General features: G+C 70.3%; 17 protein-coding genes. 13 read left to right on the plus strand and 4 right to left on the minus strand.

The features are described from left to right. The first annotated feature begins 124 nt into the window (after positions 1–124). From BR39_RS0106295 to BR39_RS0106335, 9 genes are all read left to right on the plus strand, one after another. Positions 125–1,177, plus strand: a complete 1,053-nt coding sequence (locus BR39_RS0106295; protein WP_029908827.1) for a sulfate ABC transporter substrate-binding protein — start codon at positions 125–127, stop codon at positions 1,175–1,177. A gap of 159 nt (positions 1,178–1,336) precedes the next feature. Continuing rightward, complete coding sequence (locus BR39_RS0106300) at positions 1,337–2,470, plus strand: histidine kinase dimerization/phosphoacceptor domain -containing protein (RefSeq protein ID WP_029908829.1); 1,134 nt, start codon at positions 1,337–1,339, stop codon at positions 2,468–2,470. A gap of 20 nt (positions 2,471–2,490) precedes the next feature. After that, positions 2,491–2,958, plus strand: coding sequence for a response regulator (locus tag BR39_RS0106305; protein WP_029908831.1), 468 nt, complete (start codon positions 2,491–2,493; stop codon positions 2,956–2,958). A gap of 3 nt (positions 2,959–2,961) precedes the next feature. Next, positions 2,962–3,243, plus strand: a complete 282-nt coding sequence (locus BR39_RS0106310; protein ID WP_029908833.1) for a SemiSWEET family sugar transporter — start codon at positions 2,962–2,964, stop codon at positions 3,241–3,243. 93 nt (positions 3,244–3,336) lie between these two features. Beyond that, positions 3,337–3,615, plus strand: coding sequence for a hypothetical protein (locus tag BR39_RS0106315; protein WP_029908835.1), 279 nt, complete (start codon positions 3,337–3,339; stop codon positions 3,613–3,615). A gap of 73 nt (positions 3,616–3,688) precedes the next feature. Then, entirely contained in the window at positions 3,689–4,603 is a 915-nt protein-coding gene (argB, locus tag BR39_RS0106320; protein WP_029908837.1) for an acetylglutamate kinase, read from the plus strand. Further along, positions 4,600–5,259 carry a pyrimidine 5'-nucleotidase gene (locus BR39_RS0106325; protein ID WP_029908839.1) on the plus strand — a complete coding sequence of 220 codons (660 nt, stop codon included), beginning with the start codon at positions 4,600–4,602 and terminating at the stop codon, positions 5,257–5,259. The genes argB and BR39_RS0106325 overlap by 4 nt, the downstream gene beginning before the upstream one ends. 1 nt (position 5,260) lies before the next feature. Then, positions 5,261–6,106: a 2,3,4,5-tetrahydropyridine-2,6-dicarboxylate N-succinyltransferase gene (gene dapD / locus BR39_RS0106330; RefSeq protein ID WP_029908841.1), complete on the plus strand. Its 846-nt coding sequence runs from the start codon at positions 5,261–5,263 to the stop codon at positions 6,104–6,106. A gap of 21 nt (positions 6,107–6,127) precedes the next feature. After that, positions 6,128–7,408, plus strand: a complete 1,281-nt coding sequence (locus BR39_RS0106335) for a leucine-rich repeat-containing protein kinase family protein (RefSeq protein WP_029908843.1) — start codon at positions 6,128–6,130, stop codon at positions 7,406–7,408. A gap of 105 nt (positions 7,409–7,513) precedes the next feature. Here BR39_RS0106335 and BR39_RS0106340 read toward each other — a convergent pair whose 3' ends face one another. Continuing rightward, positions 7,514–7,969, minus strand: a complete 456-nt coding sequence (locus BR39_RS0106340; RefSeq protein ID WP_029908845.1) for a cupin domain-containing protein — start codon at positions 7,967–7,969, stop codon at positions 7,514–7,516. A gap of 64 nt (positions 7,970–8,033) precedes the next feature. On the opposite strand from BR39_RS0106340, the gene dapE reads away from it, so the two are divergent. The 3 genes from dapE to BR39_RS0106355 are packed head-to-tail and all read left to right on the plus strand — an operon-like array spanning position 8,034 to position 10,563. After that, positions 8,034–9,194 (plus strand): succinyl-diaminopimelate desuccinylase, encoded by a 1,161-nt coding sequence (gene dapE / locus BR39_RS0106345; RefSeq protein ID WP_029908847.1) that lies wholly within the window; start codon positions 8,034–8,036, stop codon positions 9,192–9,194. Further along, complete coding sequence (locus BR39_RS0106350) at positions 9,194–9,634, plus strand: EamA family transporter (protein ID WP_029908849.1); 441 nt, start codon at positions 9,194–9,196, stop codon at positions 9,632–9,634. The genes dapE and BR39_RS0106350 overlap by 1 nt, the downstream gene beginning before the upstream one ends. Before the next feature lie 8 nt (positions 9,635–9,642). Continuing rightward, positions 9,643–10,563 carry a glutaminase gene (locus tag BR39_RS0106355; protein ID WP_029908851.1) on the plus strand — a complete coding sequence of 307 codons (921 nt, stop codon included), beginning with the start codon at positions 9,643–9,645 and terminating at the stop codon, positions 10,561–10,563. Positions 10,564–10,933: 370 nt separating this feature from the next. Here the strand turns inward: BR39_RS0106355 and truA are convergent, their stop codons facing one another. Both truA and fmt read right to left on the minus strand, forming a co-directional pair. Next, positions 10,934–11,680 carry a tRNA pseudouridine(38-40) synthase TruA gene (gene truA, locus BR39_RS0106365; RefSeq protein ID WP_029908853.1) on the minus strand — a complete coding sequence of 249 codons (747 nt, stop codon included), beginning with the start codon at positions 11,678–11,680 and terminating at the stop codon, positions 10,934–10,936. Further along, on the minus strand, positions 11,680–12,606 hold the full coding sequence (fmt, locus tag BR39_RS0106370) for a methionyl-tRNA formyltransferase (protein ID WP_029908855.1): 927 nt from the start codon (positions 12,604–12,606) through the stop codon (positions 11,680–11,682). Before fmt ends, truA begins: the two co-directional genes overlap by 1 nt. 113 nt (positions 12,607–12,719) lie before the next feature. On the opposite strand from fmt, the gene BR39_RS0106375 reads away from it, so the two are divergent. After that, entirely contained in the window at positions 12,720–13,079 is a 360-nt protein-coding gene (locus BR39_RS0106375; protein WP_029908857.1) for a hypothetical protein, read from the plus strand. 100 nt (positions 13,080–13,179) lie between these two features. Here BR39_RS0106375 and def read toward each other — a convergent pair whose 3' ends face one another. Next, positions 13,180–13,701 carry a peptide deformylase gene (def, locus tag BR39_RS0106380; protein WP_029908859.1) on the minus strand — a complete coding sequence of 174 codons (522 nt, stop codon included), beginning with the start codon at positions 13,699–13,701 and terminating at the stop codon, positions 13,180–13,182. Between the last annotated feature and the right edge of the window lie 38 nt (positions 13,702–13,739).

Below are 13,739 nucleotides of genomic sequence, written 5' to 3' on the forward strand. Positions count from 1 at the left end.
TAGGCGGACCGGCGTCCCCGCGTCGCGGGGGCGCCGGCCGGCGCCTCCCGCGGCGTCGCCAGTCCGGGCCAGGCTGGTCGCAAAGCGTTCAAAAGATCCACCTTCTCACGCGAGCAACATCGCCATGATCAAAGATCTCAAAGCCCCCACGCGTCGCGGCCTCCTGGGCTCGGCCACCGCCGGCGCCGCGGCCCTGGCCGTCCCCGCCGCCCTGGCCGGTTCGGCCCACGCCCAGGGCGCCAAGCCGGTGACCCTGCTGAACGTCAGCTACGATCCGACCCGCGAGCTCTACAAGGACATCAACGCCGCCTACGCCAAGTACTGGAAGGAGAAGGTCGGCCAGGACCTGACCATCAACCAGTCGCACGGCGGCTCGGGCAAGCAGGCCCGCTCGGTGATCGACGGCCTGCAGGCCGACGTCGTCACCCTGGCGCTCGCCTACGACATCGACGAGATCTCGGCCAAAGCCAAGCTGCTGCCGGCCAACTGGCAGTCGCGCCTGCCGCAGAACTCGACCCCCTACACCTCGACGATCGTGTTCCTGGTCCGCAAGGGCAACCCGTGGAAGATCAAGGACTGGGGCGACCTGATCAAGCCGGGCATCGACGTGATCACCCCCAACCCGAAGACCTCGGGCGGCGCGCGCTGGAACTACCTGGCCGCCTGGGCCTGGGCCCTGAAGCAGCCGGGCGGCAACCCCGCCAAGGCCGAGGCCTTCGTCACCGAGCTGTTCAAGCACGTGCCCGTTCTGGACACCGGCGCCCGCGGCGCGACCACCAGCTTCACCCAGCGCGGCCTGGGCGACGTCCTGCTGTCCTGGGAGAACGAGGCCTACCTCGCCCAGGAGGAACTGCCGGGCAAGTTCGACATCGTCTATCCGTCGCTGTCGATCCTGGCCGAGCCGCCGGTGGCCCTGGTCGACAAGAACGTCGACCGCCACAAGACCCGCGTCGTGGCCGAGGGCTATCTGAACTTCCTCTACAGCCCCATCGCCCAGGACCTGATCGGCAAGAACCACTACCGCCCGCGCAACGCCCAGGCGGCCGCCAAGTACGCCGGCAAGTTCAAGTCGATCCCGCTGGTGACCATCGACGACACCTTCGGCGGCTGGAAGAAGGCCCAGGCCACCCACTTCAACGACGGCGGCGTCTTCGACCGGATCTACAAGCCCCGGTAAGCCGGCCTCGACCTTCCAGACCCTGGCGGCGGGAACCTTCGGGTTTCCGCCGTCCTGCGTTTCGCGGGACGGCGTTTTGGGTCAATGTCTGGAACCCGACCGCCAAAACGGCGTTCTGGGGAGCCACGGGGCATGTCGTAAAGGTCGGGCGTCCAGCGAATGACGGACATATTGCGGTCGGAACGGGCGGCGGAAGAACTGGCGGCTGAGCATGGGGCCGGCGATCCGTTCGCGGCGGCGATCCGCGCCACCCGCATGGCCATGATCGTCACCGACGCCCGCCAGCCCGACCATCCGATCATCTTCGCCAACAACGCCTTCCTGGCCCTGACCGGCTATCACCGCGACGAGGTGATCGGCCGCAACTGCCGCTTCCTGCAGGGACCCGACACCGATCCGGCCGCGATCGAGAAGCTGAGCGCGGCCGTCGCCAACGGCGAGGATATCGCCATCGACATCCTCAACTACCGCAAGGACGGCTCCACCTTCTGGAACGCCCTCTACCTGTCGCCGGTGCGCGGCAAGGACAGCGAGATCGTCTACTTCTTCGGCTCCCAGCTGAACGTCAGCGACAAGAAGCGCGTGGAGTTCGAGCTGGACGACACCCGCGACCGGCTGGAGGCGGCCGTCGCGGCCCGCACCGCCGACCTGACCCAGGCCCTGCAGCAGAAGACCGCCCTGCTCCACGAGGTCGACCACCGGGTCAAGAACAACCTCCAGCTCATCTCGTCCCTGCTGCTGCTGCAGAACCGCCGGGTCACCGATCCGGGGGTCAAGAACAGCCTGCGCGGCATGCTGGAGCGGGTCAGCGCCATCGCCACCGTCCACCGCCGCCTGTTCCAGAGCGAGGACGTCGAGCGCTTCGACGTCTCGGCCTTCGTGCGCGACCTGGTCAGCGACATGATGGGCGCGGCCCGGCGCGACGACATCAAGGTCAGCCTGGACCTGGAGCGCATCGACATCGCCGCCTCCAAGGCCGCGCCCCTGGCCCTGGTGATCAGCGAGCTGTTCTCCAACGCCCTGCGCCACGCCTTCCCGCCAGAGAGCATGGGGGCGGCCGTGGACGGCCGCGCCGGTGAGATCCTGGTGCGGATCACCCGCCAGGACGCCGAATTCCGGATCGAAATCGCCGACAACGGCGTTGGGGTGGAGAATTCCGCGTCGTCGGGCGGATTCGGTCTGACCATCGTCCAGCTGCTGTGCCAGCAGTTGAAGGCGCGCTCGGAGACCACGCCCGCCGATCCCGGAACCCGCGTGGTGGTGCACCTGCCGGTCAACGGCGTCCATCACTGAGACAAGGTTTGGATTAGGTGATGACCGAGCGTCCGCTCGACGTTTTGATCGTGGAAGACGAGGTCCTGCTGGCCACGGAACTGGAGTTCCTGGTCGAGGAGGTCGGCTGCCACGCCGTGGGCCTGGCCATGAGCTCGGACGAGGCCAAGGCCCTGGCCTGCGACCTGCGCCCCGACCTGGCCCTGGTCGACGTCCACCTGCGCGACGGTCCGACCGGCGTCGAGGTGGCGCGCACCATCCACGACGACTGCGGCGGCGTGGCCCTGTTCATGACCGCCAACGTCAAGCGCCTGCCCGACGACTTCGCCGGCGCCTGCGGGGTGATCGGCAAGCCCTATTCCGAGCACGGCGTGAAGACCGCCCTGACCTATCTGACGGTTTGCCTGCGCGAGGGCCAGGCGCCCGGCCCGCCGCCGGTCGGCCTGGAACTGGCCCCGGCCTACGCCCAGCGTTGGGGCCTGCCGGGCCTCGCCCGCGCCACCGGCTAGGCGATGGGCGTTCCGCTGATCGCCTCGGTCGTGGGCACGGCCGCCGCCCTGTTGTCGATCACCAGCTTCGCCCCGCAGATCGTCAAGATCTGGAAGGAGAAGGACGCGGAGTCGGTGTCGCTGCGCACCTATCTGGTCACCGTCACGGGCTTCGCGTGCTGGATCGCCTACGGCGTGCTGATCAAGGCCTGGCCGGTGATCGCCTCCAACACCGCCTGTCTGCTGATGTCCGGCGCGGTGCTGGCCCTGAAGTGGCGGTTCGGACGCAAGGACTCCGATCGATAACAACGTTACTTGATCCGGGAAGCGCGACAGTAGAGGCTGGGTCGGATCGCAGCGGCCGTTTTCGGGGGAGCCGCTCGCACCCAGGGGCCTTCCATGAACCGGAAACATCTCGCCGGCGCCGCCGTCCTGGCCGCGCTCCTCTCGACTTCGGCCTGGGCGCAGCAGTCGCCGGCTCCGGGCAGCCTGGAGGCGATCCAGGCCCTCCAATGCGACGCCAAGAAGGCCCAATGCAGCTTCAAGGCCTGCCCCACGGGCCAGAGCCCCGTCATGACCACGGCGCCCTGTGAGTGCGTCTGCAAGGCCGGCGAGGCCAAGCCGCCGATGACGCCGCTCCCGCCGCCGCCGTTGGTCCCGGTCCCGCCTCGCCCCTGAGCCGCCGTTTTTGGTGACAGGGGGGACGGGGTCCGCTATCGAGGCGCGCCTTTCGCCTTACAGGACCGCCGCCTTGACCGACGTCGCCGAGGAAGCGGGCTGGGCCACGGCCAAGACCCTGGCCGAAGCCCTGCCCTATATCCAGATCTACGACCGCGAGACGGTGGTCATCAAATATGGCGGCCACGCCATGGGCCAGGAGCAGGTGGCCAAGCTGTTCGCGGCCGACGTCGTGCTGCTCAAGCTGCTGGGCGTGCACCCCGTCGTGGTGCACGGCGGCGGCCCGCAGATCAGCCGCATGCTCGACAAGGCCGGCGTGAAGTCGACCTTCGTCGACGGGCTGCGCGTCACCGACGAAGCCACCATGGAAGTGGCCGAGATGGTGCTGTCGGGCGCCATCAACAAGGAAATCGCCAGCTGGATCACCCAGGCCGGCGCCGAGGCCGACGTGCGCGGCGTGGGCCTGTCGGGCAAGGACGCCCGCCTGATCACCGCCGAGAAGGTGACCCGCACCCGCAAGGATCCGGACAGCAACATCGAGCAGGCCGTCGACCTGGGCTTCGTGGGCGAGCCGACCAAGGTCGACCCGCACCTGATCCAGGCCCTGCTGACCTCGGAAACCGACTACATCCCGGTGATCGCCCCGATCGGCGTCTCGGCCCAGGGCGAGACCTTCAACATCAACGCCGACACCGTGGCCGGCGCCCTGGCGGGCGCCCTGAAGGCCAAGCGGATGCTGATGCTGACCGACATCAAGGGCGTGCTCGACGCCAACGGCGAGCTGATCCGCCAGATGACGCTGGACGAGGCCCGCGAGCTGATCACGTCGGGCGTCGCCACCGGCGGCATGATCCCCAAGCTGGAGAACGCCATCCACGCCGTGGAATCGGGCGTCGAGGCCGTGGTCATCCTGGACGGGCGCCGTCCCCACGCCATGCTGGTCGAACTGTTCAGCGAGCATGGCGCGGGTACGCTGATCTCGAAATGACGGTCGATCTCGCGCATGTCGAGACCTGGCTGTTCGACCTGGACAACACCCTCTATCCGGCCGAATGCGAGTTCATGGCCCTGATCGAGGGCAAGATGACCGACTTCATGGAGCGGACCACCGGCCTGCCCCGCGAAGAGGCCCGGGCGATCCAGAAGCGCTACTACCTCGAGCACGGCACCACCCTGGCCGGGCTGATGGCCCATCACGGCCTGGAGCCCAAGGCGTTCCTCGACGAGGTGCACGACGTCTCGATGGACCGGCTGACGCCCGACCCGGCGCTGCAGGCGGCCGTGGCGGCCCTGCCCGGCCGGCGCCTGGTGTTCACCAACGGCTCGCTGGGCCACGCCGAGCGGGTGTTGGCGCACCTGGGCCTGGCGCACCTGTTCGAGGACGTCTTCGCCATCGAGACGGCCGACTACATCCCCAAGCCCGCCATGGCGACGTTCGAGAAGGTGGTGGCCCGCCACGCCTTCGCCCCGCCGGCCACGGCCTTCTTCGAGGACAGCGAGAAGAACCTGGCCCCCGCCGCCCTCATGGGTATGACCACCGTCCTGGTCGGCGCCCACGCGGCCGCCTCGACCGCCGACTTCGTCCATCACCGCACGCACGACCTCGCCGGGTTCCTGACCTCGGCGCGCCTGAAGGAAGCCTGACATGACCGCCCTGACCCTCGCCGACCTGCAAGCCGAAGTCGAAGCCGCCTGGGAGGCCCGCGACGGCGTCTCCACCGCCACCACCGGCCCGGTGCGCACGGCGGTCGAGGAGACCCTGCTGCTGATCGACGCCGGCAAGGCCCGGGTGTCGGAGAAGATCGACGGCGAGTGGACCACCCACCAGTGGCTGAAGAAGGCCGTGCTGCTGTCGTTCCGCCTGAACCCCAACAAGGTCATGCACGCCGGGACCCTGGGCGGCGCCGTGGGCCCGTGGTGGGACAAGGTCCCCAACAAGTTCGACGGCTGGGACGCCCCGCAGTTCGAGGCCGCCGGCTTCCGCGCCGTGCCCGGCTCGATCGTCCGCCGCGGCGCCTATGTCGGCAAGAACGTCATCCTGATGCCGTCGTTCGTGAACATCGGCGCCTATGTGGACGACAGCACCATGGTCGACACCTGGGTGACGGTCGGCTCGTGCGCCCAGATCGGCAAGCGCGTCCACCTGTCGGGCGGCGTCGGCATCGGCGGCGTGCTGGAGCCCCTGCAGGCCAACCCGACCATCATCGAGGACGACTGCTTCATCGGCGCCCGTTCGGAAGTCGTCGAGGGCGTCGTCGTCGGCGAGGGCAGCGTCCTGTCGATGGGCGTGTTCATCTCGGCCTCGACCAAGATCGTCGACCGCGCCACCGGAGCGGTCCACATCGGCAAGGTGCCGCCCTACAGCGTCGTCGTCCCCGGCAGCCTGCCCGACCCGAAGGGCGGCCCCAGCCTGTCGTGCGCCGTCATCGTCAAGACCGTGGACGCCAAGACCCGGTCGAAGACCTCGATCAACGACCTGTTGCGCGACTAAGCGTCGAAGACGAGGGCGTCCATGATCCAGACCCTGGACGCCCTGCGTCGCGGCGCGCTGGCGGGCGCGCGCGAGCTGACGCTGCGCGAGGGCCTGACCGAGTTCCCCCGCGAGATCCTCGACCTGGCCGACACCCTGGAGGTGCTGGACCTCAGCGGCAACGCCCTGACCGGCCTTCCCGACGACATCGGCCGGCTGGGCCGCCTGCGGGCCCTGTTCTGCTCGAACAACCGCTTCGACCGCCTGCCGCCCGGCCTGGGCGACTGCGCGGCGCTGAGCCAGCTGGGCTTCCGAGGGTGCGGCCTGCGGGAAGTCCCCGCCGAGGCCCTGCCGCCCGCCACGCGCTGGCTGACCCTGACCGACAACGCCGTCGAGACCCTGCCCGACGCCCTGGGCGAACGGCCGGCGCTGCAGAAGCTGCTGCTGGCGGGCAACCGCCTGACGGCCCTGCCAGAAACCCTGGCGGGCGCGGCGAACCTGGAGCTGCTGCGCCTGGCCGCCAACCGCCTGGAGGCCCTGCCCGCCTGGCTGGCCGAGGCGCCGAGCCTGGCGTGGCTGGCCTGGGCCGGGAACCCGTTCGACCAGGGCGAGCCCAGCGCCCCCGAGGCGATCGCCTGGTCCGTCCTGAGCGTCGAGCGCCTGCTGGGCGCGGGCGCCTCGGGCGAGGTCCATCGGGCCCGGTGGACCGACGGCGCGGCGGCCCGTCCCGTGGCCCTGAAGCTGTTCAAGGACGCCATGACCAGCGACGGCCTGCCCGAGCGCGAGATCGCCGCCTGCCTGGCCGCCGGCGCCCACGCCAACCTGACCGGCGCCCTGGGCCGCCTGGCCGATCATCCCCACGGCGCGCAGGGCCTGCTGATGCCGCTGTTGCCGGAGGACTGGCGGGCCCTGGCCGGGCCGCCCAGCCGGGCCAGCTGCAGCCGCGACGTCTACGCCCCGGAACTGAGGCTGGACCTCGACGTCGCCCTCCGCCTGGCCCGGGACGTCGCGGCCGGCGCGGCGCACCTGCACGCGCGCGGCCTGTCGCACGGCGACCTCTACGCCCACAACACGCTGTGGGACGGCGCGACCGGCGCGGCGGTACTCAGCGACTTCGGCGCCGCCTCGTTCCTGCCGGGCGGTCCCGGCGACCCGCTGGCCCGGCTGGACGTCCTGGCCTGGGGCCGGCTGCTGGGCGAACTGCTGGAGCGGACCGCGCAGCCCGCCCCGCCCGCCGTCCGGACCCTGCTGGCCGACTGCTTGAATCCCGCCCCCCACGCCCGGCCGAGCCTGGCCCACGCGCTGGACGTCCTGGCCGCCTGACGAGCCCCCTGACGGGGACATGCCCTCGGGCGTGTCCCCAAGGCTTGGCTCGCTGGATGCTGATAGGGACACGCCGCGAGGGCATGTCCCCGGCTCCGTCCCCGCCTAGTACGGCGTCCCGTCCCTGTGGCGGTAGATGTCCTCCCCCGCCCGCGCCACCATGTCGATGTCGCTGTAGGTGCAGGTGTCCTGGTCCGGCCGGCGCGAGCCCATCTCCAGCAGCACGGCCTCGCGGTCCGAGCGGTTCTCCAGGTGGTGGCCGTTGGCGACCCCGGCCTTGAAGCCCGCGCAGTCGCCGGCCCGCAGCACCGTCTCGGTTCCGTCCTCGACCAGCACCACCTCGCCCTCGACCACCCAGACGAACTCGTCCTCGGCGCTGTGCCAATGGCGCTGGCTGCTCCACTGGCCGGGCGGCAGGCGCATCAGGTTGACGCCGAACTGGTCGAGGCCGGCCGCGTCGCCGAGAGCCCGGCGGCGGCGCTCGCGGCACGGCGCGTCGTGCGGCGGCGGGTAGTTGCTTCCCACGCGCAGCGGCGCGGCTTCGATGTCGATCTTGGGCATGGCGATCCGTGGAAGAAGCTTGCGCGGTTTGCGTCGGGCCTGAGGTAAGCCTAAAGCCAGGACAATGACTGACAACAGCCTCGCCCCCACCCTCGATCCCGTGGCCCTCGCCCAGGCGCTGATCCGCCGTCCGTCCGTGACCCCGGCCGACGAGGGGGCGATGGACGTGCTGCAGCGGCAACTCGAAGCGCTCGGCTTCAACTGCCGCCGCATGAAGTTCGGCGAGATCGAGAACCTCTACGCCCGGCGCGGGACCGCCCGCCCGAACCTCTGCTTCGCCGGCCACACCGACGTGGTGCCCGTGGGCGACGACGCCGCCTGGACCGCCGGGCCGTTCGAGGCCGAGATCAAGGACGGGGTCCTGTTCGGCCGGGGCGCGGTCGACATGAAGAGCGCCATCGCCGCCTTCGTCGCCGCCGTCTCGCGCCTGCCGCAGGACCTGCCGGGTTCGCTGAGCTTCCTGATCACCGGCGACGAGGAGGGCGTGGCCGAGGACGGCACCGTCAAGGTCGTCCAGGCCCTGGCCGCCGAGGGCGAGGTCATCGATCATTGCATCGTCGGCGAGCCGACCAGCGCCAATCTGCTGGGCGACATGGTCAAGATCGGCCGGCGCGGCAGCATCAACGCCTGGATCGCCGTGGACGGCAAGCAGGGCCACGTGGCCTATCCGCACCGCGCCGCCAACCCGATCCCGGTGATGGTCGACATCCTCACCCGCCTGCAGAGCCGGGTGCTGGACGACGGCTATACCGGCTTCCAGCCCTCGAACCTGGAAGTCACCACGGTGGATGTGGGCAACACCGCCACCAACGTCATCCCCGCCTCGGCCAAGGCCCGGATCAACATCCGCTTCAACCCGGCCCACAAGGGCAAGGACCTGGCCGCCTGGATCGAGCAGGAGTGCCGCGAGGCCGCCGAGGGCTTCTCGGGCCGGGTCGAGGCGCTGTGCAAGATCAGCGGCGAGGCCTTCCTGACCGAGCCGGGCGCCTTCACCGACGTGATCGTGGCCGCCGTCGGCGACGCCACCGGCCGCGTGCCCGAGCTCTCCACCACCGGCGGCACCAGCGACGCGCGGTTCATCCGCAGCCTGTGCCCGGTGGTCGAGTTCGGCCTGGTCGGCTCGACCATGCACCAGGTCGACGAGCGGGTCCCGGTCCAGGAGGTCGAGGCCCTGGCCGACATCTACCAGGCCCTGATCGGCCGTTATTTCGCGGCCTTCGCCTGATGGGCCGCGCCGCCCTGGCTAGCTGGCCCTTCTGGGCGCTCGCCTCGGCGGTCTTCGCGGCCCTGACCGCCATCCTGGCCAAGGTCGGGATCGACGGCGTCGGCTCCAACCTCGCCACCTTCATCCGCACGGTGGTGATCCTGGGCTTCGCCGGCCTGATCCTGACCGTGGCCGGCGAGTGGCGCGCCCCCGGTTCGATCGCCCCGCGCTCGTGGATGTTCCTGGTGCTGTCGGGCCTGGCCACCGGCGCCTCGTGGCTGTGCTACTTCCGGGCCCTGAAGCTGGGCGAGGCGGCCAAGGTCGCGCCGGTCGACAAACTCAGCGTCGTGTTCGTGGCGATCATCGCCGCCGTGTTCCTGGGCGAGAAGCTGTCGGCCCTGAACTGGCTGGGCGTGGCCCTGATCGCGGCGGGGGCGGTGCTGGTGGCGGTTCGGATCTAGAGACGCGCATGGACGAGCTTTCGATCGCCGACGTCCTGGCCGAGGTGGCCGTGCTGGTGAAGCCGTACTTCGGCAAGGGCCGCCCCGCCGACTACATCCCCCAGCTGGCCTGCGTGCCGCCGACCAAGTTCGGCATGGCCGTGCGGCTGGTCTCGGGCGAGGAGGCGGTGATCGGCGACGCCGACGAGGGCTTCTCGGTCCAGAGCATCACCAAGGTCTTCTCGCTGGGGCTGGCCCTGAACCGCTTCGGCGACGAGGTCTGGACCCGGGTGGGCAAGGAGCCGTCGGGCACGCCGTTCAACCACCTCTCCCAGCTGGAATCCGAGGAGGGCGTGCCGCGCAACCCGTTCATCAACGCCGGGGCCATCGCCGTCTGCGACCAGCTGATGGACGTGTTCAAGGACCCGCCGGCCCTGGTGCGCGGCTTCGCGGGCTTCCTGGCCGGCGAGGAGGTCGAGATCGACGAGGCGGTGGCGGAGTCCGAACTGGCCAACGCCTGGCAGAACCGGGCCATCGCCAACCTGATGCGCGGCAAGGGCACGATCCACCACGACCCCGAGGCCGTGGTCGCCGCCTATTGCCGCCAGTGCGCCCTGACCATGAGCTGCCGCCAGCTGGCCCGCGCCATGCTGCCCCTGGCGGCCGGCGGCTTCTCGCCGATCGTCGAGGAGACGATCTTCCCCGAACGCCTGTCGCGCCGCCTGAACGCCCTGCTGCTGACCTGCGGCATCTATGACAGCGTCGGCAGCTTCGCCTACCGCGTCGGCCTGCCGGCCAAGAGCGGCGTGGGCGGCGGCATCGTCGCCATCGTGCCGGGCAAGGCGGCGATCGCCGTGTGGTCGCCGGAGCTGGACCGGTTCGGCACCTCGGTGGTGGGGACCGTGGCCCTGGAGCGGTTCAGCCAGCTGACCAACTGCTCGGTGCTTTAAGGGCGTCTACCTAGTCTTGCGCTGGATCAAGGTGGCCGCCGGCCTCGCCGGAGAAGCTTCGCCGTACTTGCAACGGAGAGCTTTCATGCCCCCTTTCCTCACCCTGGTGGTCGCCGCCTTCGGCGCCTTCATGCTGGCCCTGGCGGTCGGCCAGATCCAGACGGCGCGGGCCGAGCGGGCGAAGAAGCGGTGAGATTGGCTCGAGGGATCAGCTCAAAACCGTTGTCATCCCGGAAGCCTCGTAGAGGCTGTCCGGGACCCAGGGGACTGGGCTGATACGGTGCGGTTCACCTGGGTCCCGGACAAGCGCTACGCGCTTTCCGGGATGACAACCGTGGGGTGGGCATAAAGAGGCTTGGGCTCTTCGCCCCTACTCCCCCTCGTACCCCACCCCCGTGAGGTACAGCCCGTCCGACGGCGCGACCGGCCCGCAGGCCGTGCGGTCCCTGGCCTCCAGGGCGGCCTTGAGGTCGTCGGCGGTCCAGCGGCCCACCCCGACCTCGACCAGGGTGCCGGTCATCGACCGCACCTGTCGGTGCAGGAACGAGCGGGCCTCGAACACCAGATGGACCTCCTCGCCGACGCGGCTGACGCGGGCCACGTCCAGGGTCTTGAGCGGCGACTTCGCCTGGCAGGCCATGTCGCGGAAGGTCGTGAAGTCGTGCAGCCCGACCAGGGCCTGGGCGGCCGCGTGCATGCCCTCGGCGTCGAGGGCTTTCTTCATGTGCCAGACCTTGCCCTTGTCGAGGGCCGGCGGGGCGCGGCGGTTGAGGATGCGGTAGAGGTAGCGCCGCTCGTCGGCCGAGAACCGGGCGTGCCAGCCCTCCGGCGCGACCGACGCGTCCAACACGCTGACCGCCTCGCGCGTCAGGTGGGCGTTCAGGGCGTTCATCACCGTCTCGGCCGGCCAGTCGCGCTCGAGATCGACATGCACCACCTGGCCCGTCGCGTGGACGCCGGTGTCGGTGCGGCCGGCGGCGGCCACGCGGATCTCCTGGCCGGTGAAGGCCTTCACCGCCGCCTCCAGCGCCCCCTGCACCGACGGCTGCGAGGCCTGGGCCTGGAAGCCGTTATAGGGCCGGCCGTCATACTCGATCGTCAGGCGGTAGCGGGGCATCAGGCCAGGACCGTTCCGGCCGCCAGCGGGAAGCCGCGCAGGAAGACCTCGGCCTCCTGCACGCCCTTGCCCTCGCGCTGGGCCTTGAGCAGGCGCACCGCGACCTCCCCGCAGGCGATCAGCAGGGCGTCGTCCAGCACCGCGCCCGGCGAGCCGTCGGCGTCCTCGACGCGCGACAGCAGGGCCTTCACGCGGACAGGGCCCTTGTCGGACGGCGCCTCGAACCAGGCGCCGGGGAACGGCGACAGGCCCCGGATGTGGCGGTCGACCTCGGCGGCCGGACGGGTCCAGTCGATGCGGGCCTCGGCCGACTTGATCTTCTTGGCGTAGGTCACGCCCTCTTCCGCCTGCGGGACCTCGCGGGCCGCGCCGCGCTCGATGGCGGCCAGGGCGACGGGCAGCATGCGCGAGCCGACGGCGGCCAGCTTGTCGTGCAGGCTGCCGGCGGTCTCCAGGGCGTCGATCCGCACCTGCTCGCCCATCAGCACCGGGCCTTCGTCCAGGCCCTCGCTCATCCGCATCACCTGGACGCCGGTCACCGCGTCGCCGGCCATGATCGCCCGCTGGATGGGGGCGGCGCCGCGCCAGCGCGGCAGCAGGCTGGCGTGCAGGTTGAAGCAGCCCAGGCGCGGGGCCTCCAGCACGGCCTTCACCAGGATCTGGCCGAAGGCCACCACCACGGCGGCGTCCAGGTCGAGCGCCTGGAAGGCCGCGATCTCCTCGGGGGTCTTCATCGAGACCGGCGTGCGCACCGGCAGGCCCAGGCTTTCGGCGAAGGCGTGGACCGGCGAGGGCTTCAGGTCCTGGCCGCGGCCGCGCGGGGCGGGCGGCTGGGAATAGACGCAGGCGATCTCGTGGCCGGCGGCGACGAGCTCGGCCAGGCAGGCGACGGAGAAATCGGGGGTTCCGAGGAAGGCGAGGCGCATGGCGGACGTTTAGACGGCATGACCGTCCTTAGGAAGCAGGGGTGCGACATGAGTCGGAACCTCGACCATGGACCGCCGTTCTATGGGCGACGCCATTTCCAGGAGGAAACGCCATGCGCTCCATCACCCTCTTCGCCGTCGCCGGCCTGGCCGCCCTGTCGCTGGCCGCCTGCTCGGACGAGCACGCCACCCAGATCAAGGAAGGCGCCAAGGCCGCCGGCACCGAGATCAAGCAGGCCGCCGTCGACATCAAGAACGACCCCGACGTCAAGGAAGCCGGTACGGCCCTGAAGGAAAGCACCGAGGAAGCCGCCGCCGACGCCAAGGTCGCGGCCGGCGAGGCGGTCGACAAGGCCAAGGAAGCCGGCGCCAAGGCCGGTCAGGAAACCAAGGAAGCCGCGGCCGACATCAACGCCGACGCCAAGAAGGCCGGCTCGAACGCCAAGAAGGAAGTCCACGAGGCGACGAAGTAGGCGTCGGCGCGCGAAGAAGGGGACACACACTCACGGCAAGGCTTGCGCCGACTGGGCGCGGTCGTGGGGTGAGTGTGTGTCCCCCACGTCGTCCGCTGAGTTAGGCCGCGCGGCGGGCCTTCTTGACCTTGCTGATCGCCCGGTCGCGCTTCAGGCGCGACAGGTGGTCGATGAACAGCACGCCCTTCAGGTGGTCCATCTCGTGCTGGATGCAGACGGCGAACATGCCGTCGGCCTCTTCCTCGATCGGCTGGCCCTGGTAGTCCAGATAGGTCAGCTTCACGCGGGCCGGGCGCTCGACGGCGTCGTAGACCTCGGGCACCGACAGGCAGCCTTCCTCGTACGAGAACAGCTCCTCGGACTCCCAGGTGATCTTCGGATTGACGAAGTAGCGCGGGGCCGGCTCCTCGCCCTCGCGGGCCAGGTCCATGACGATCACGTTGACCAGCTCGCCGACCTGCACGGCGGCCAGGCCGATGCCCGGGGCGTCGTACATGGTCTCCAGCATGTCATCCATCAGGGCGCGCAGCGCGTCGGTGACGGCGGGCACGTCCTTGGAGACCTGCTTCAGGATCGCCAGATCGGCGGAATTATCGACGGTGAGGATGCGACGGATGGCCATAACGACTGTCAGGTAAGCGCCGCGCCGCCCGGGGTCAA

The organism is Caulobacter sp. UNC358MFTsu5.1, from assembly GCF_000712075.1.
In the GTDB taxonomy this organism is placed as follows: Bacteria; Pseudomonadota; Alphaproteobacteria; order Caulobacterales; family Caulobacteraceae; genus Caulobacter.